Origin of the sequence: Methanococcus maripaludis C5 (assembly GCF_000016125.1) — an archaeon.
Lineage (GTDB): Archaea > AGJL01 > Methanococci > Methanococcales > Methanococcaceae > Methanococcus > Methanococcus maripaludis_D.
This window is the reverse complement of the sequence record NC_009135.1, coordinates 281165-300175: the sequence shown is the minus strand read 5'-3', so window position 1 is coordinate 300175 and position 19011 is coordinate 281165. Positions and strand designations below refer to the sequence as shown.

Sequence of the window (19011 nt, the reverse complement as noted above, 5' to 3'; positions counted from 1 at the left end):
AGGGATAATTGTGCAACTCTTTATTTTAGATGCTGATCCAGAAAAAGCTGCAAAAATGCACTGCGACAAACACGTTGTAAAAATGCCGCTTGAAGCTGCACAGATTTTATCAACCGTTCAACATATCCATAATTCGATTTACAAAGAAAAATGCTATAAAAAAACGCATGAAAAACACCCCTGTGTATTATGGGCTTCGAAAACTAGAAAAAACTATGAATGGGCATTACATCTTTTAAAGGCACTTTTATCAGAATATAGTTACAGGTACAAAAAAATGCATAAATCATCTGAACTTTTAAAATATTTAGAATATAATCCCGTAAAATCAGATTTAAACGAATTAACACCTTTTGCTCAAGCGATACCTGAAGAATATGTTTCAGATGATGCTGTATCGTCATATCGCAAATACTATATTGCAGAAAAGTCTAGTTTTTGTAAATGGACTAAAAGAAAAGCACCTGAATGGTATTTAAAAGGATTAAAAAAAGATAACGAAATTTAACTATAATTTTAAACCGCATTTTAAATTATTTGGACATACTAAGCTTTTTTCAATTTCTGAACATTTAAGTTTTGAACCACACTTTGGGCAGAAGTAGGTCTTATCGCCATTTATGATTTTTACAATTGGGTATTCTCCAACATTTAACCCATGTTTTGAAGTATTGGCATGTAAAAGAGAATATATAATATTTTCTACTTCTTTTTGGTCGATTACAGGATTTCCATATTCTTTTATTTTCCTAACAAGTTCGGGACTGTTTACAACATTATCAAAATTCACATCTATTTTTGAAGTAGCATTAAACACAGTTATCAGGATTATTTCAATATTTTTTGATGAAAACATCTCTTTTAACATGTTTTTTGTTTTATCAAGTTCCAAAAGAGGATTTTCAATTAAATTTTTGCATCCATTTATTTTTTGAATCCAGTTGCCCTCTTTTGAATTTGAAATAATTCCTGAGATATTTTTTGAATTTATTACAAAAATTCCATATTTTGAAACTATAAGGTAATCGATAACCGCTGAATCGCCATTATATTCCAAATTATAATCTTTTAAAATAGAATACTCGTTTTTATCGAGATTTCTTAAAAATAAACTTATTGGAAAATATTTTAATTTTCCAGTTATTGGTGATAAACTGTGTTTTGATAGTGAAGTTAAAAATCCCATAATCCCCCTCATGAGTATTTAAAGCCAATTAGCTACTTCTTTTGCCCAATATGTTATTATAAAGTCAGCACCTGCCCGTTTTATACCCAGCAGAGTTTCAAATACTGCTTTTTCCCGATCAATCCATCCATTCTGAGCTGCTGCTTCAATCATTGAATATTCCCCACTCACGCAGTAGCCACCAACAGGAATGTTAGATACTTCTTTTGCCATTTTTACAATATCGAGATACGGAAGAGCAGGTTTTACCAAAATTAAATCAGCACCTTCGTTTATATCGAGTCCTATCTCTTTTAAAGCTTCTTTTGAGTTTCCAATGTCCATCTGGTATGATTTTCTATCCCCAAATTGTGGAGTGCTTTCTGCAGCATCTCTAAATGGCCCGTAAAATGCTGACGCATATTTTGCAGCATAACTCATTATTGAAACGTTTTTGAACCCATTTTGATCCAAAACATTTCTAATTTTTAAAACTCTTCCATCCATCATGTCAGATGGCGCAACAATGTCAACGCCTGCTTTTGCATACGATAAAGCAATGTTTCCAAGCACTTCAAGAGTTTCATCGTTTAAAATTTCTTCCCCCTTTATGATACCGCAGTGCCCGTGGCTAGTATATTCACACATGCAAACATCTGCAATTACCAAAAGATCGTCCCCAAGTTTAGATTTTACTTTTGAAATAACCTTTTGAACTCCGCCCTGTTCATTTATTGCGGAGGTTGCAAATTCGTCCTTTTCAACAGGAATTCCAAATAAGATTACTGCAGGAACCCCTAATTCTGAAATTTCAACACATTCATTGACTGCGGCATCTATTCCATATCGGAACTGGCCAGGCATTGATCGAATCGGTGTTTTTTCGTCATCTTTTAAATTTTCATCTACGAAAATTGGCATTACTAAATCGTTTTTTGTTAAAACTGTTTCTCTTACCATATCTCTGATTTTCTGATTTGTTCTAAGTCTTCTTGGCCTAATCAACATTTAATCGCCTGGCAATCTATTAATTGTTAAAGTTAGATAAGATATGTCGTAATCAAAAATTATTGTTTAAAAGATTATAATAGTTTTTGTTTTTAAATTCAATAAAAAAGTTTAAAAAAGGCTAAGACGCCGATAATCGTAATTAAAATTTATCGAGCGTATCTTCTGCAGCGAAAACTATCGGGTCAATTACCATTGAAACTGGAGGTGCATAACAGAATTCCTGATTTGCTAATTCTTCAACAGTCATTCCATTGAAAATTGCAACTGACATTGCATCCACTCTTTCTGCGACTCTTTCTTCTGAAATAATCTGGCAGCCGATTATTTTTTTCGTATTTTTGTCTGCAACCATTTTTATGTAGATTGGTTTTCCGCCAGGGTAGTATCTTGCCCTTGTAAGTGCTTTTGAGTACCCTAAAACAATTTCAATGCCATTCATCTTTGCAGCGGTTTCCGTCATTCCTGTTCCGCCGATTTCAAGCTTTCCGATTTTTGAGACCATGCTGTTTAATACAGGTTTGATTTCTGCTTCAATGTTTGCAATTGTTTTAGCAGCTACTTTTCCCTGCCTTACCGCGGTTGTTCCAAATGGTGAAAGCGTGTTTTGCATTGTTATTGCATCGATTACTTCGACACAGTCCCCTACTGCATAGATATTTGGAATTGAAGTCTGCATTTTTTCATTTGTAAGAACAGCCCATCTTCCAATTTCACAGCCTGCGCGTTTAGCGAGTTCGATGTTTGATCTAACTCCAGTTGACATGATTACCATTTCTGCAGGAATTGTTTCTTCGCCAACTAAAACTGATTCAACCTTGTCATTTCCGATAATTTTTCCGACAGGTTTTTCAAGAATAACTTTAATTCCCTGCTCTTCCAAATATTTCTGGACAGTTTCTGCCATGTCTGGGTCGAGTGCTCTTGGAAATACTTGAGGAACCATTTCAACAACGGTTACATCCAATCCAAGTTCTTTTAATCCAAATGCAATTTCAATACCGATTGCTCCAGCACCTGCAACTACTGCATTTTTAGTGTCTTTTGCCCATTCTGTTATTTTTCGACCGTCTTCAATGGTTCTTACCTTAAATACACCGCCTAAAGTTACCCCTTCAATTGGAGGTACAAATGGAGTTCCGCCGGTTGCCAAAACTAAATTATCATATTTAAGTTCTGTTTCAGTTGCATCTTTTTTGTAAATTATTTTGTTTTCGTCTGAAACTACATCTAAAACTTCAGCTTCAACAATTACATCGATTCCTTTTGCTTTGTAGTCTTCAGGTGTGTGCATGATTATGCTTTCAAAATCTGCAATTTCTTCACCGATTACGTAAGGTATTGCGCATGGTGAGTATGCAATATAATTATCTGAAGTAATTACCGTTACTTTTGCATTTTTATCGTGTTTTTTTATGTTTGATGCAGTTGTGAGTCCCCCTGCACCGCTTCCGACTATTATTATGTCCATATTTTCACCAAAATTAAATAAAATGTTTGCGTAAATTACGAATAATTCTTAAAATATAGGAGCTTTTTTCAAATATATAAATTTAATGGATAATAACAAAAATCTAACCTAATAGAGCCCTAAAAAAGCATTTTTTTCGGTTTAAACCATACACTATCAAGTAAAGGTTATTAAAATTTTTAAAATAGAGTCCAATATATTAAATAAATAACGTTCGTAATCCGGCTAAGATATCTTTGTTCAATATATTAAAAAAGAAAAAGTAATTTTTTGTTTGTATTATTGAGATTCCACTTTTTTTAGTATTTCGCCAATATCCCCTTCAATCATGTTGTTATCCAGCCTGTTTCCTTTAAGATTTTCACGGGCCATTGTTTTTGAGTAGGGTATATCACCAATAATGGAAATATTCTTTTCTAATATGGCATCTTCGAGGATCTTCTTTGTCTCATCGTCAACCCTATTCAAAACAACCCCAAATGGTTTACCTGCTTCTTTGGATAATTGAGATACCTTTTCACTTAGTAAAACTGCATCGTTAGATGGATCAATTACCATAACTACGGAATCCACCCCTTCAACTATTCCGCGGCCAAAATGTTCCACCCCAGCTTCAGTATCTACTAAAACCCACTCATCATCATTTACAATTACATGATTTAAGAAGTCTTTTGCAATTACGCCCATAGGACATGCACAGCCTTCGTGACTATGTTCTATCTTTCCAATTTGCATGAAACCTTTGTTTCCATTCCGACTAACGAAATCTGATGAAAGTTCATCTAAACCACATTCCTGGAAGAGTTCTACTTTTTCTTCCCAATTTTTCCGCATAGATGCCATCAACTTTTCCATGACAAAAGGTCTGCCGCCCAAATAATCCATGAGTGTTTTTTCTGCAGGCCCCGTCCCTGCCATTGTGCTGAGTCCTAGGTTAGATTCATCTGAATCTACATTAAAACCTTCTTTCCCTGTTCTTCAATCTTCTGAGCCATAAGCGTAATTAATGTACTTTTTCCACAACCACCGCGGCCGCAAATAATCATTTTAGGCATTCGTTTAACCTCCATATTTACAAATCGTACAGGTTAATACTTAGTTTGAATAACTATATAAATCGTACACATTTTACATAAAGTATTATTAAAAGCTTATAAATATAATTTAAGTATCATTCAAAATTAAAGTTTTATTATTAAAATTTTGATCAAAAAATAAACAGTTCCTTGCTAAATTAACATTTTTTTCAAAAAATAATTAAAAAAAGAAAGTTTATGAATATTATTGTATTTCATCCATGATTTCATTATATAATGTGAAATCGTAGAGAATTGAATTTATTTCTTCAATATCTTCAAGTCCCGCCAATTGGCCAGTCATTGCACCTTGTTCATCCATAACATTTACGAATGCAGGTCCAATTGCTTCTAAAGATCCGATTTCATTTGTAAATTTAATGTTTGGAATTGATAATTCTTCAACTTCCAAGTCTGTTCCGAGCCATTCAGAACTTGCATTTACTGCGAATTCAGGGTTTGCCATAATTTCATTGTTTGATAGGGCCATCAATTTTAAGAATGATTTTAAGCCTTCCCTTTTATTTTCAAGTGCATTGTTTGACGCTACAAACACACAGCAAGGGTGGTTTTCCCACATTCCTTCAGGAGGAATATCTCCCGAATAGATTACTGATTTTCCAATTCCTGAAAGTGTTAATTGCTCAGGCGTTGGTTCCCATGCAATCACTGCATCTAATTCATTTGTACTTAATAACTGAGGCATTGTTCCTTGGCCTTTACAGTTAATAAGTTGAACCATTGCATCTTCGTTTGGATTTTCTGTGTAGGTAATTCCTTCAGCATCGAGTGCTGATTTTATCATAACGTATTGGATTGATGTAGGAAGAGGGTGTCCAATTTTTACTTGAACTCCTGATTCTGCCTGTTCTTTTATGTACACTACAAATTCTTCCCAATTTTCAGCAGCAATATCGCTTTTAATAACGATTGCTGAACCTTCAGATTGAGCAGGGCTTACAATTTTTGCAGCTGTTCCCTGATCAATTGAAAATACTGCTGGAGGAACTCCGTTTAATCCAACGTCAACCTGACCCTGTGCCATCAAGGTCATGATTTTTGCTCCACCTTCAATAACTTTTATAAATTCAACGTTTGCTACGAGTTTATCGTTTTCATAAAGTTCGTAGGTATCTTTATTTTCAACTTCTTTCAAATAAACTCCATATCCATTCTGGAATAGTTCAGGATATTCTGCTGCAACAAATAATGGTGCATCGTGGTCTGATGGAAGATATGCAACCTTTAAATCAGCGACTTCTGCATCTGAAGAGGTACTGTCAATACAGCCCGCAAACAAAAGTGCCAATAATAAGCTTGCAATTATTGCAAATCTTTTGATAATTAACACCTCGAATAATCATTCATAGAAAATATGTATTTAAATATATAAAATTTACAGTAAAATTAAAAGCAGAACAGTATTAAAAAAACATTTTTGAAAAAAGAAATGTATTTAATTATTTTTTTGATCCCTTGAGTCGAGCTCCACAGTATGGGCAAACCATCCACGTTGGATCAACTTCCCGTTTACATCCCGTACATTTTTGAATCTTATCTTCTTCTTTAATGAGCTGGAATCCACAGTGTGCACAATTATTCCAGTTTTCGGAAGTGTGTTTGTTACAGTTTGGACAAGGTTTTGTTTCAGGATAAGTCATTTCAGTTAAATTTGAACCACAGTTTGCACAGTTTTCCCATCCAATGTCAACTACAGAATTACAGTTTTGGCAGTGCAGTAAATTTTGTACAAATTTTGAACCAAGCGTTAATTTTACTTTTTCAAGAGCAATTGCAGCTTCTCTTTTTAAAATTTCATCGATATCATATTCCATTATTCTTTCAATTCCCGAGATAATCCTCTGAATTGACATTTTGTCAGTCATTTCCATATACTGCAATGATTCGGGCCTTAAAACAGTTAAATCTACAATTTTTTTCAAAGTTATTAATTTAGTAGCTGGCACTGAACTTTTGAGCCCATTTAGTATGCTTGCCCGTTCTTCCTCATTTATCGGAACTATTGTAACCATTATCTGCCTCCTTCCAGTAGGGGATATTATCATCCATTACTTTTAAATCTCCTAGTTTAATTATTTTACGATAATAATATTCCATATCTGCCATAATACCTGCTTCGGAAACATTTGAAAGTTCAGAAATTTCTATTTCTCTTGTTTCGATTTCATAGACGTAGTATATGACTAGATTTCCACTGTTATTATAATAAGAAATCACTTCGACAGTTTTTATATCTTCAAAATTGTTATAGGAATAGCCTAAGATATAACAAAGATCTACTTTTGCAGGTTTGTCAAGTTCATTCCTTAATCTTTGCCCCATTGTATTCCTAACTTGAAAAAGTCTTAATGTATCCCCTTCTTCAGAACTAATTTTTTTTACTTCATAAACACCATATTTTTCGAGTTCTTCCATCTCTGAAAGATTGTTCTTTTTTTCTTGCAATATTATCAAGGGGGCCATTGCAAAAAGTAACACCATTACTAAAATAATAAGATATTCTTTTAAAGACATAGTTTCACAATTCATTCTTAATTTAGAAGGAGTTTTGAATCAATTACCCCTTCCCCTTTGAGTGGATCTTCATAGTCACTAATAGTGAGCCCGACATTTATAAGATTATTCAGTTCTTTTTTAAAGGACATTTTTCTAAAATGCTCCCTCTTGTTTAATTCCTGCATATACCGTAAAATTTCTTTTTCACGGAATTTTTTGGTTTTCGTATCGAAATTATTCTTTGATTTTATTTTATCAATAAAATCCCCGATATCTTCGGAGAATATTTCAAAATATTTTTCAGAAAAATTATCAAATTTTTTGGTTTTAAAGAAATATTTTCCAAGTTTTTCTCGTTCCTCCCAGTAAATTTTATTTTTTTCATCTAAATTTGTTTTTTCAGCTGTTTCAGTACCGTTTATTGATAATTCTGAAAGTTGATCGTGATATAATTCTTCACAGCACTCTACTGCATGTTTTATTGTTCGTTTACTGGTTTTTCCAACTTGAACTCCACTACAATAGTGTTTTAAAATCAAAAGCATTTCGCCATTCCATTTTACCATGAAACTAAATGGAAAGAGTTTACACATTGCAGGTTTTGAATCGTAGTTCCTTTCGATTTGTAATTTGCATAAATTATTCTCAATAAGTCCGCATTTCCCATCCCTTAAAGATAAAACATGGCCATATTCTGAATTTGACTTTTCAATGTAATTTTCGTAACCTTCGAGTCGCATTCTGTCAAAATAACTCAGGTATACCCTCCAGCTTTTGCAGCTGCAGCAATATGTACAATTAACGCAAGAATATTTTACTCCGTCAAATGTAACTTCAAAGCTCATAAGCCCTCTTTTGACGCTACAATTCGTCATTAAAAAATTCATTACTTTCTATAAATTCAGGAATATTTTTTTCTTTTTCACTAGTCCAAAGTTCATCAAATTTAACGTCTTCACCACCATATTCTCCTTCAAATCTTTTTATTTTAACCATTGCAGGAATTTTTAAACAAGGGCCTATTATCACAGCTTCTCCAACGTTTAATCCAGGAAGCTGGTTTAATAAATCTTCGCTTAAATTTTCTGATGCGTGTTGAACGTGTTTTTGGTCGCTTGGTTCAATTAATTTTGAAATTATAAAGTTGTTGCACTGGGATAGTGACTCTTGGTCAAGGGTTTTTGGCCTCTGAGACACGAGACATATCCCAACACCAAATTTACGACCTTCTCTTGCGATTTTTGAAATCGGAACTTTGGATTTTGTGGGTCTGTTTTGTGGCACAATAAGGTGTGCTTCTTCATATATTAAAAATATTGGTTTTGCAACTTTTGTATCCCATAAAACTTTTTTTCTATCATTTAAAATCTCTCCTGTAAAGTAAGAGATTATTAAATCGGTGCTGCTTTCGTCTAATTCGCTTATATCAACAATATTCACATAATTTTCTTTTATATCCTGAATAGGATTGTAATTTATCGCAGTGATTTTATCCTTGAATGTCATCAAATCTTCAAATCGCATAATTAATGTTAAAATACTGTCCACTTTGCTCTTGAATTCATCCATACCCATGTAATAATTGAGTTCATTGATAATCGAGTTTATGTATTCATCAACAGTATTAAAATCAACTTCCTTTTTTGATTCCTTTATTTTTTTCATTGCACGTCTTCCCATAGCCCTTTGAACTGTAGCTTGTGGGTCAACTCCGGCAAGAGACATTAATGCGTCATATGACATGTTGTATACGTTTATTTTTGGTTTTATGATATTTCTTCGAATTGTACCGCTCTTTGCTTCGATTTCAACGTATTCCCTGTGCATGTCAAAAACTAAAACGGTTGCATGAATGTTATTTAATTCTTCCAAAAGAACAGAAACGGTATTTGACTTACCCATTCCGGTAATTGCAAGGATTGCCAAGTGCCTTGAACAGAGTTTGTTTACATCGAGTTTAACTTTTGAATCTGCTGAAATTAAATTTCCAATTTCAATTGTTCCTTTTGAAAAAATTTCTTCCAGTATTTTTTCAGATGCATTATAAACTTCGGTTCCAGGTTTTGGCGGAATTCTTGGGATTTGCATATTTTTTACATCACCCAGAATCTTTATTTTTCCAATTGTGTAATATGAATCATTATTTTCAAAATCTTTCAATTTTTCAAAATCTTTTATATTGTATACGTCTTCAAAGATTTTGCATCCTTGATTAACCGATTCAACCATTCCCAAAATTTCTAAATCGCAATAATTAATCGATACATAGCTTCCAATTTCAGGTAACTGCTTTGCAAGAAAATTCAACTCAGTATTTGAGGTTTCACCTATAACGTAGCCCATTAAATTATCCAAAAATACCGCCCTCCGACTAATATACAATATTTAAAAGTTAAAAATACTTAAAAAAATTAATAATTATTTCAGTTTGCTTACTGAACTTTTTCTTTGAGTTTTTTCTGCAATGTTGTATTTATTAGCTTTCCATCAGCTTTTCCCCTGAGTTGTGCCATGCATCTTCCCATTAAAAGACCCATTGCACCCATCCCTTTTTCGTTTACTTGGGAAATGTTTTGATTGATTATATCTTCAATTATTGATTCTACCTCATCAACTGACATTGAAGACATTCCCTTAATTTCTAAAATTTCATCGAGTTTTTTTGAAGGGTTTTCGATAAATCCTTTTATAACATCAGGAACTGCTTCTTTTGACATTTTGTCTTCTGAAAGCCCTTTAAAAAGTTCTTCAAGGTGTTCTTCAGTCAATAAATCGGTATCAAGCCCTTCTCTTTTTATTTCTTTTAATGTAGCTTCGAGGGTCGTTGCAATAAGCGTAGGTTTGATTTTTGAATATTTTTTTGACAGACTTTCAAACAAATCAACGTGGTAAGACATCACCATCTGTTTTGCAAGATCTTCGTTTAATTCATATTCTTTTACAAACCTTACAAGTTTTTCTTCAGGCATTTCTGGAAGGTTATTTCTAATTGCTTCGAGCTTTTCTTCTGTGATTGTAATCGTTGGAACATCTGTTTCAGGATACATCCTCGCAGCTCCAGGAAGCGGCCTTAAATAAGATGTATTTCCATCATCGAGTGCTTTTCTCGTTTCTTCAGGAATTCCAATCATTGATTCTTTTGCCCTTTCAATTACTGCGTTGAGTGCTCTTTCAACCTTGTTTTTCTTGTCTGCGACCAAAATTACAGCGTCGTTTTCGCCGCAGTTCATGTATTCTTTTAATTTTGTGACTTCTTCTTCAGTAATTCCATATTTTGGAAGTTCGTCTGTGTGGAATAATCCCCCAACTCCACCAAGTACCTTTCCACGATCTGAAAATTCCGTTCCAAGTCTTCTTCCCGGCTGAACTTCTCTTCCGATCATTCCTGAAAATCCTTTTAACAAAATTGCCCTAATTACCCCTTTATTTTTAAGTGCACTTTTCAAAACTTTTGATTCAGTATCTTTCAACAGTTCGGTGATATCTTTTATTTCATCGACAACTTCCGCATTTCTCTTCAAAAGTTCTTCTTTGATTTCATTTAAACTGATCTGTCTTGTAACTTCGTTTTCGATGATTTTTTCAATTAAATCAAGGTTTTGAACTCCTTTAACCTCAATTCTTGCACCTTCCCGAATTGAAATATTTACATCCTGCCTAATTGTACCAAGACCCCTTTTAACTTTCCCAGTTGCTCTTAAAATGGTTCCAATTCTTCTTGCAGCTTCTTTACCCATTTTTGGAGATGTGATATCAGGTTCAGTTGTAATTTCTAAAAGCGGGATTCCAAGCCTATCAACACAATATTTTGTGTAGTCTTTACCATCTTCAATCTTTTTACATGCATCTTCTTCTAAACACAGACTTGTAACACCAATATTTCCGTATTCCGTTTCAATGAATCCTTCTTGGGATACAAACATTGTTCTTTGAAATCCAGAGGTATTTGAACCATCAATAACCATTTTTCTCATGATCTGAACTTCATCAGCCATTTTCATGTTCATTAAAGTTGAAACCTCCAATGCAGTATCTACTGCTTCAGGGGAAACGTCATGAGGTGGTTCATCATCAAGTTCCACTAAACATGTAGAATCATTGTAATATTGATAAATAAACTTCTTTTCCTTTTTTGATTCAAGAAGTGCCGCCTTATCAACGTGACCCATTTCACTTTGAGAAGGCCTTAAAACCCGTTCAATTTCCCCATGAGGTTCATCATCCCTTATTTTTGTTGGGCAGTTACAGAAAAGTTTCCTTTTAGTGTTTAACTGCTGGTGTATCTCAAGTCCAACTTTCAATCCAAGTTTTTCGTAATCATGATCCATATTATCACCAAAAATCAAAGTAAATACTAAATAAATCTATTTAGACAATTAGCACTCCAGATTAATAGATTCGTTAATTTCTCCGACAATGTTTTTAGACATTAATTCTTTTGATTCTTCAAATCCATAATTTCCAAGTAAGTGCATTAATTTAACAAATGCAACTTCTGGAAGCATGTCTTCGCATGGAATTACACCTTTTGCTTGAAGTTCTCGCCCATTTGAATAAACATTCATGTTTACTCGACCATTGATCGTCTGAGTAGTCATTGCAACTAAAACATTGTTTTCATTTGCGTAATCAATTCCTTCAAAAAAGGTTTCGGGAGTGTGTCCAAGTCCAGTTCCTTCCAAAATAATTCCTTTGTATCCGTTATCAACGTAAAACTTCAAAATTTCAGAATCAATCCCAGGATAAACTTTGATTAAAGCAACTTTTTCTTCCAAATCTGTGTTTAACACTACTTCTTTGATTTTTGACTTGTCCTGACTTTTTACATCCCTTAAATATGTTACTTTTTTTATAAATGGGTTAATTTCAGCTATTGGGGTTTCATTTACTGATTTGAATGCGTCTCTTCTTGATGAGTGGAGTTTCCTAACCTTTGTGCCTTCGTGTAAATGGCATACGGTATCTCCAGTTTCTCCGTGCATTAATACATAAACTCCTTTTATTGGTTCAGTTGCTGCTTTTACCGCTGCAATTATGTTTAATGCTGCGTCTGAAGAAGGTCTATCACTACTTCTTTGAGCGCCAACCAAAATAATTGGAACTTCTGAAGTTACCATGAATGATAGTGCTGATGCAGTGTAGTGCATAGTATCTGTTCCGTGTGCAATAACAATTCCCTCAGCCCCGTTTTCAATTTCCTCTTTTATTGCGTCAGCAGTCATTTTCCAATAAGCTGGAAGCATATTTTCACTTAAAATATTCAAAATAACTTTTCCTTTGATGTTTGCAATGTCCATTAATTCGGGAACTGCTCGAATTAAATCATCTGCTGTAAATGCAGGATGAACTGCTCCAGTTTTATAGTCCACTCTTGAAGCAACTGTTCCACCAGTTGATAAAATAGAAATGTTTTTTAATTTTGGGTTTTTTTCTAAATTAAGAGGTGGAAGGCCGTATTTTGGTTTGTCTCCTGATTCCAAAATTTCAATATTTTTTATTTTTTTCTTATCGAGTCCAACGTTGTATCCGCTTTTCATTTTGATTACAACAGTATCCTCGTTTAAAGAAGGCATTACCGTTCCAGAATACGTCGTGTTTTCCAGTTCGAGTTTTACAAAATCACCGATATCCATTTTTCCACCTTTTTTGATAAAAATAATATGAAGATTAAATAAAATACGTCATTATGGTATAAAAAAATTAAACTTGGATATTTAAGGAATGATACCTAAATTTCCTCGATGTATTCTTTTACGATTGGAATTAATCTATCTATCGTTTTTGGAGTGTATTTTGGGGATATGCTAAATACAACATAATCAAAAGTTCCTTTTTCAACATAATCTTTCCCAGATATTAATTTAAAAGGAATTTCTGGTTCCACATCTAAAATTTTTACATTTTTAATTTCAGTTTCTATTTTCTCAGTTTTTTTAAGCTGAATAATTTCACTTTTTACATCATAGTCCCTAAAATGAAAATTCAAAAGGTCATTTCCGCCTTTCGGGTGCGTAACATAAGTTATATTATTAATCCACTGATTTGCAATTGCAAAAGCAAGATAATTTCCCTCATACATCATTTCAGGATCATTTCTTTTTTCAACAGGTTTGTGGAGCAATTCTTCCATGATATATTTGTATGAAAAGTCCCCAAGCCCAAGATCTGCGTGAGCATCGATGTGAATTACTTCAAAAGGAACTTCGAGTTCATTTTTTTCGATAAGTTCTCTCCAAAAATAAAAAGCTTCGTGGTGTTTTTTAACAATTCTCCCCTTTATTGTATTATTTTTCGATAAATTACAGTTATTTTCCAAAAATTCAATAAATTTATCTTTTTTCCATACTACGTACTCTTTTTCATCGAGTCTTTTATTTCCTTTTTTCCAAAATGCAATTTTATTTAAGAAAAAGTCCAGATCAATATCTAAAATTCTCATAGTTTCACAAAAATCAATTAAAAGCAAGGACAACTATAAAATTCATGATATAAATAAAAAATCTTAAGATATAGAAGTAGAATAGTATCATCAACTAATTAACATTTATAAAAAAATGTCATTTAAGGTGATTACTTTGAATATTCTGTGCATCGATATTGGAAAAGGAACTCAGGACATTTTATACTTTGATACTGAAAAAAACGTTGAAAATGCAATTAAATTAATACTGCCTTCCCCCACAACGATTATTTCTCGAAAAATTATGAAATTAAAAGAAGATTTAAGAATTGACGGAAAATTAATGGGCGGAGGTCCTGTTTCCTTTGCAATAATGCAGAAATTAAAAAAAGGGTATAATGTAGAGATTTCCGAACAATGTGTGAGAACCATTAGAGATGATTTAGACGAAGTTAGGGAAAAAGGAATTGTTATAAAAGAAAATATTCAAAATCCAAATGTAAATTTGGAAGATCTGGATTTTGAAATGTTAAAAACAATTTTTTCGTCTATGGGACAGGATTTCTCTCCAGATGTTGTTTGTGTAGCATGTCAGGATCATGGATTTGTAAAGGGCCAGAGTGATCGGATTACTCGATTTAAATACTTTGAAAAAAAATTGAATGAAACAAAAGACCCGTATGAGTTTTATTTTGATAATAAAAATTATAAAACAGACAATTTTTCACGGTTTGAATCCATTTTAAGAACTCTTGATGAAAACAAATACAAAGGATTTGTGATGGATAGCAAAATGGCATCTGTTTGCGGTATTTTAAATTACGCAAATGAAAACAAGATTAATGAATTTATCGGTCTTGACATTGGAAACGGCCACACTTTAGGAGTTTCAATGCAAAATCAAAAGATTAACGGCCTTTTCGAACACCACACAAGATTAATCGATGCAAGAAAATTAAAAGACATTGTTGAAAGAACTTGTAACGGAACTTTAAAAAATGAGGATATATATAACGACAACGGCCACGGTGCGTGTGTAACTTGTAAAACTGAACCTGAATCCATACTTATTGCAGGTCCAAACCGAGAATTATTCAAAAGTTACGGTAATTATGCATATCCTGGCGGAGATGTAATGATTACAGGATGTATCGGCCTATTAGATGTTTACAATAAAATAAAAAAAATCTAAAAATTAAATTTTATAATTAACTTTATTTTTTCAATTCCCAGTCTTTTAACCTTATTGTTTTTGCAAGCGTTGTTCCACGAGTTATTTCTTCCTTAACTCGATCTTCTCTTTCCTTTACATCAATTGCCCTGTTTGCAATTTCCATTGCCTCATTTTTCGGAACTACAATAATTCCGTTTTCATCCCCAACGATCCAATCTCCGGGTTCAACAGTTCTGCCTGCACAATCAATTACGGCATTTATTTCTCCAAATCCTTTTGGCTCCCCTGCAGTTGGAGTTATACTTCTTGCAAATACTGGAATTCCAATTTTTAAAATTTCTTCAACATCTCGAACAGCACCATCTATTACAATTGCTACTACACCTTTGGTTTCACATGAAAGCGTTGCAAGTCCGCCCCAGCAGGCAATTTCAGAACTGCAATTATCAATTACTAAAACATTTCCTGCTTCACAGTCATCTATCGCACTTACAGGTTTACTCCAGTCTCCAGAATAAGTTCTAACTGTAACTGCTGGCCCTGCAAATTTTAAAGGTTTTTCAGAGTTCCAGACTGGTTTTAAACCTTTCATTTCACCAGTTCTATGCATTGCGTCACTTATGTTCGAAGTGCTTACAACATTAAATGCACTGACTAGTTCACTTTCATTAAATTTCTTAAATTTATCCGTTTTTACAGGTTTTCCAGTTTTGAGACCTTTTATAATATCTCTTGCAGTTTGTTCGGGGTCTGCGGATTTGTATAATGTTCCTCCCGCAATAATTATGTCTGCACCTGCTTCATAGGCTTTTACCGCGGTTTCGCTGTTTAAACCGCCTGCTGCTGCAATTTTTGCTTTTTTACAGTTTTCTGAAACTCTTTTTACAAGTTCAACAGGATCGACATTTAAAACCTGTTGGTCTAGTCCTACATGGATATTTATAATATCTACGCCCATTTCTTCAAGTTCTACTGCTCTTTTTATGGGATCTTCGGTTGCAATTAAATCAGTTCCAACTAAAACTCCGTATTTTTTTCCAGCTTTTACAGCATCAATTATCATTGAATCGGGACCAACACCCAATATCAATATAACGTTTGCACCTGCTTTTGCTGCCATTTCAACTTCAGTACTTCCTGCATCCATTGTTTTCATGTCTGCAACGATTGTAAGTGTTGGGAAGTTTTTCCTTAGTTCCCGAATTGCATTCATTCCTTCGGATTTTATTAGTGGAGTTCCTGCCTCAACCCATGTAACTCCGCCTGCAACTGCCTCTTTTGCAATTTCTATTGCCCTTGGAAGATCAACAAGATCAAGAGCTACCTGCACAGGAGGTAATTCTGATTTAACCTGCATTATATCGCCCCTTTCGATTAAAAAATAAATAAATCTTGGTAAATTAAAATGTTTTAGAAAATATTTGATAATTTAAAAAAATTAATTATAGGGCTAAATTTTCTTTAGCCCATGAAATTCCCGCGTTTAATATTTCAACGTTTATTGGAATTAATTTAGGTTTTTTTGAGAAAGTTTGTTCTATTGCACCAACAAATACTGATTCAGAAAGTCCTGTGTACCCAAGTGCCGATAAAACTCCAAGCATTACAGTATTTGCGGCTCTTGAAACGCCCATTTCAGTTGCGATTTTTGAAGCTGGAACTTTTATTGCAGTAACTCCGTTTGGAATTTCAAAGTCCCCGATATTTTCATCGTAAATTATTGTTCCGCCGGTTTTCACGTCTTTTGCAAAGTTTTCAAGCGATGGTTTGTTAAGAGCAATTAAAACTCCGGGGCTGTACACAACAGGGGATCCAATTTCGTGTCCTGAAATTATAACAGAACAGTTTGAAGTTCCACCCCTTTGTTCTGGGCCGTATGAAGGGTACCATGAAACGTATTTTTGATCCCTGCATGCTGCCTCTGCGAGAGTTAAACCCATGCTTAAAACTCCCTGACCACCAAATCCTGCGATTTTCACGAGTTTTTCTTCGAAAGAAAGGTCTTCTGAAGGATCTTCTGCACCTTTTGAATTTACTTCAAATATATTGTCGAGACATTCTTTTGAAAAGTCGCTTTCTCCCCTATTTAAAGTTTCAACTTCAGCACTTCTGTCCCTAAAGTTTTGTAATGGGAATTCTTTTTCCATTTCTTCGTTTATGAATTTTTGAGCAGCATTTGCATCCTGTCTTAAATTCGTTGGACAAGGTGACAATATTTCAACAAATGCGTATCCTTTTCCATCTCTTTGAATTTCAAGAGCTTTTTTGATTGCACGTTTTGCTTTTCTTATGTGTGCAATATCTGAAACAGAAACTCTTTCAATAAATACTGGAGCTTTTAAGCTGCTTAAAAGTTCACACATGTGAATTGGGTATCCTGCAAATCTTGGATCCCTTCCAGTTTGACAAGTTACAGTTTTTTCACCGATAAGCGTTGTTGGGGCCATTTGACCGCCAGTCATTCCATAAACTGTGTTGTTTACGAAAAATACTGCCATTTTTTCTCCACGGTTTGCAGCCTGAATTGTTTCATTTAATCCAATTGAAGCCAAATCCCCATCTCCCTGGTATGACATTACAATTGCATTGTCTTCTGCCCTTGAAACACCAGTTCCAACTGCCGGAGCTCTTCCGTGAGCCACCTGGATATTTCCACAGTCAAAATAATAGTATGCAAATACGGCACAGCCAACCGGGCTGATTAAAACACACCTATCTTGTATTTCAAGTTCATCGATTGCTTCCGCCATTAATTTATGGATTATTCCGTGTCCACAGCCTGCACAGTAGTGCGTTGCAGTTGGTGCAGAACCGCCCTTTCTTTCAAAAACATCAGGTATTGCATTTGGCTTTTTCAAAACTTTTTCCGTAATTTCTGCCATTTTAGTTGCCTCCTGCAATTTCTTTAATTTTAGCTAAAATCTGATCCACTTCAATTAAATTTCCACCAAGCCTATTTACAAGCTCAATTGGTCTTTTACAGCAGGTTGCAAGTTTAATATCTTCTGCCATTTGACCGTTGCTCATTTCAACTGAAATAAACGTGCATTTTTTCTCTGCAAGTTTGTTCAGTTCTTTTTCAGGAAATGGGAATAATGTTTTTGGCCTGAATAATCCTGCTTTTATTCCTTCTTTTCTTGCAACATCTACCGCAGTTTTTGAAATTCTACTGCTGATTCCGTATGAAACAAGGATAATTTCAGCGTCGTCAAGTTGGTATCCTTCAAAATCCTGTTCATTTTCTTTAATTATTTCGTATTTTTCCTGTAATGCATAGTTAAATTCTTCAAGCTGTTTAAAATCTAGAAAGATTGACGTAACTAAATTTTTCCTTGTTTCTTTTGTGCCGCGGACTGCCCAAGATTCATCGATTTCAGGTTTTATTGCCTGTTCGGGGAATTTTAACGGCTCAACCATCTGACCTAAAACACCATCTGAAAGAACAATTACTGGGTTTTTGTACTTTGTTGCAAGTTCAAATGCTTTTGCAGTACAGTCACACATTTCTTGAACTGAATTTGGAGCTAAAACTATATTTTTGTAGTTTCCGTGTCCCCCACCTTTTACAGCCTGATTGTAATCAGCCTGTTCTGGCCCGATATTTCCAAGACCTGGACCTGCCCTTTGCACATTTACAAGAACGCATGGAAGTTCAGAACCTGCTAAAAATGAGATTCCTTCTTGTTTTAAACTCATTCCCGGGCCGGATGTAGCACATAATACTCTTTTTCCGGTTGATGCTGCACCGTAAACCATATTTATTGCAGCTTCTTCGGATTCTGCTTGAACAAACTTCCTTCCAACCATTGGAAAGTATTTGGAAGCTTCATGAAGTATTTCGCTTGCCGGTGTTATCGGGTATCCAAAGTAACAGTCACATCCTGCGTACATGGCTCCGATAATAACAGCAGTGTTTCCTTTTACAAGTTGTGTTGCCATATTATCTCCTCTATTCGCACTTTTTAAGCGGGATGTGTACCTCTATTGCTAAAGGTTCTGGACACGTGTAGTAACAGTTTCCGCAACCTGTGCATCCTTCGCCAGTGTAAATTACGTAGTGGTATCCCCTTTCATTCCAGTCTTTGCTCATTTTTAAGACATCTTTTGAACATGCAATTATACATCTTTCACATGCTTTGCATTCGAGAGTGTTAATTACAGGATAAGGTTTTTTTGTAGAACATTCCATGATTTCATCTG

19 protein-coding genes are annotated in these 19011 nt (G+C 34.3%); 2 read left to right on the top strand and 17 right to left on the bottom strand.

Features of this window, described 5'->3' with window-relative positions; genetic code table 11:
* Nucleotides 1-10 precede the first annotated feature (10 nt).
* Nucleotides 11-508 (top strand): pyrimidine dimer DNA glycosylase/endonuclease V, encoded by a 498-nt coding sequence (locus tag MMARC5_RS01715; protein ID WP_011868106.1) that lies wholly within the window; start codon nucleotides 11-13, stop codon nucleotides 506-508.
* On the opposite strand, the gene MMARC5_RS01710 is transcribed toward MMARC5_RS01715, so the two are convergent.
* The 13 genes from MMARC5_RS01710 to MMARC5_RS01655 form a co-directional block, all read right to left on the bottom strand.
* Nucleotides 509-1186: a nuclease-related domain-containing protein gene (locus MMARC5_RS01710; RefSeq protein ID WP_011868105.1), complete on the bottom strand. Its 678-nt coding sequence runs from the start codon at nucleotides 1184-1186 to the stop codon at nucleotides 509-511.
* Between the two features lie 18 nt (nucleotides 1187-1204).
* Nucleotides 1205-2173 (bottom strand): porphobilinogen synthase, encoded by a 969-nt coding sequence (gene hemB / locus MMARC5_RS01705; RefSeq protein WP_011868104.1) that lies wholly within the window; start codon nucleotides 2171-2173, stop codon nucleotides 1205-1207.
* 142 nt (nucleotides 2174-2315) lie between these two features.
* Nucleotides 2316-3644: an FAD-dependent oxidoreductase gene (locus MMARC5_RS01700; protein ID WP_011868103.1), complete on the bottom strand. Its 1329-nt coding sequence runs from the start codon at nucleotides 3642-3644 to the stop codon at nucleotides 2316-2318.
* 279 nt (nucleotides 3645-3923) lie between these two features.
* A complete protein-coding gene (locus tag MMARC5_RS01695; protein ID WP_011868102.1) occupies nucleotides 3924-4562 on the bottom strand; it encodes an ATP-binding protein in 639 nt (212 codons plus the stop codon).
* A 32-nt stretch (nucleotides 4563-4594) separates the two neighbouring features.
* On the bottom strand, nucleotides 4595-4699 hold the full coding sequence (locus MMARC5_RS09825) for a hypothetical protein (protein WP_231288455.1): 105 nt from the start codon (nucleotides 4697-4699) through the stop codon (nucleotides 4595-4597).
* Between the two features lie 226 nt (nucleotides 4700-4925).
* Entirely contained in the window at nucleotides 4926-6071 is a 1146-nt protein-coding gene (locus MMARC5_RS01690; RefSeq protein ID WP_011868101.1) for an ABC transporter substrate-binding protein, read from the bottom strand.
* 109 nt (nucleotides 6072-6180) lie between these two features.
* Nucleotides 6181-6753 (bottom strand): zinc ribbon domain-containing protein, encoded by a 573-nt coding sequence (locus MMARC5_RS01685; protein ID WP_011868100.1) that lies wholly within the window; start codon nucleotides 6751-6753, stop codon nucleotides 6181-6183.
* Nucleotides 6728-7255 carry a hypothetical protein gene (locus tag MMARC5_RS01680; protein ID WP_011868099.1) on the bottom strand — a complete coding sequence of 176 codons (528 nt, stop codon included), beginning with the start codon at nucleotides 7253-7255 and terminating at the stop codon, nucleotides 6728-6730. The genes MMARC5_RS01685 and MMARC5_RS01680 overlap by 26 nt, the downstream gene beginning before the upstream one ends.
* Before the next feature lie 17 nt (nucleotides 7256-7272).
* Nucleotides 7273-8082 carry a YkgJ family cysteine cluster protein gene (locus tag MMARC5_RS01675; protein WP_011868098.1) on the bottom strand — a complete coding sequence of 270 codons (810 nt, stop codon included), beginning with the start codon at nucleotides 8080-8082 and terminating at the stop codon, nucleotides 7273-7275.
* A gap of 16 nt (nucleotides 8083-8098) precedes the next feature.
* A complete protein-coding gene (locus MMARC5_RS01670; protein ID WP_011868097.1) occupies nucleotides 8099-9592 on the bottom strand; it encodes a helicase HerA domain-containing protein in 1494 nt (497 codons plus the stop codon).
* Between the two features lie 77 nt (nucleotides 9593-9669).
* Nucleotides 9670-11565, bottom strand: coding sequence for a Glu-tRNA(Gln) amidotransferase subunit GatE (gene gatE, locus MMARC5_RS01665; protein WP_011868096.1), 1896 nt, complete (start codon nucleotides 11563-11565; stop codon nucleotides 9670-9672).
* A 48-nt stretch (nucleotides 11566-11613) separates the two neighbouring features.
* Nucleotides 11614-12870 carry a Glu-tRNA(Gln) amidotransferase subunit GatD gene (gene gatD, locus MMARC5_RS01660; RefSeq protein ID WP_011868095.1) on the bottom strand — a complete coding sequence of 419 codons (1257 nt, stop codon included), beginning with the start codon at nucleotides 12868-12870 and terminating at the stop codon, nucleotides 11614-11616.
* Nucleotides 12871-12965: 95 nt separating this feature from the next.
* A complete protein-coding gene (locus tag MMARC5_RS01655; protein ID WP_011868094.1) occupies nucleotides 12966-13676 on the bottom strand; it encodes a peptide arginase family protein in 711 nt (236 codons plus the stop codon).
* A 136-nt stretch (nucleotides 13677-13812) separates the two neighbouring features.
* Between MMARC5_RS01655 and MMARC5_RS01650 the strand changes: the two genes are divergently transcribed.
* A complete protein-coding gene (locus MMARC5_RS01650) occupies nucleotides 13813-14829 on the top strand; it encodes a DUF1786 domain-containing protein (RefSeq protein WP_011868093.1) in 1017 nt (338 codons plus the stop codon).
* Between the two features lie 22 nt (nucleotides 14830-14851).
* Here the strand turns inward: MMARC5_RS01650 and MMARC5_RS01645 are convergent, their stop codons facing one another.
* The 4 genes from MMARC5_RS01645 to MMARC5_RS01630 form a co-directional block, all read right to left on the bottom strand.
* Nucleotides 14852-16168 (bottom strand): bifunctional hexulose-6-phosphate synthase/ribonuclease regulator, encoded by a 1317-nt coding sequence (locus MMARC5_RS01645; RefSeq protein WP_011868092.1) that lies wholly within the window; start codon nucleotides 16166-16168, stop codon nucleotides 14852-14854.
* Nucleotides 16169-16253: 85 nt separating this feature from the next.
* Nucleotides 16254-17693 carry a 2-oxoacid:acceptor oxidoreductase family protein gene (locus MMARC5_RS01640; protein ID WP_011868091.1) on the bottom strand — a complete coding sequence of 480 codons (1440 nt, stop codon included), beginning with the start codon at nucleotides 17691-17693 and terminating at the stop codon, nucleotides 16254-16256.
* A 1-nt stretch (nucleotide 17694) separates the two neighbouring features.
* Nucleotides 17695-18750 carry a 3-methyl-2-oxobutanoate dehydrogenase subunit VorB gene (locus MMARC5_RS01635; protein ID WP_011868090.1) on the bottom strand — a complete coding sequence of 352 codons (1056 nt, stop codon included), beginning with the start codon at nucleotides 18748-18750 and terminating at the stop codon, nucleotides 17695-17697.
* A 10-nt stretch (nucleotides 18751-18760) separates the two neighbouring features.
* Complete coding sequence (locus tag MMARC5_RS01630; protein ID WP_011868089.1) at nucleotides 18761-19000, bottom strand: 4Fe-4S dicluster domain-containing protein; 240 nt, start codon at nucleotides 18998-19000, stop codon at nucleotides 18761-18763.
* Between the last annotated feature and the right edge of the window lie 11 nt (nucleotides 19001-19011).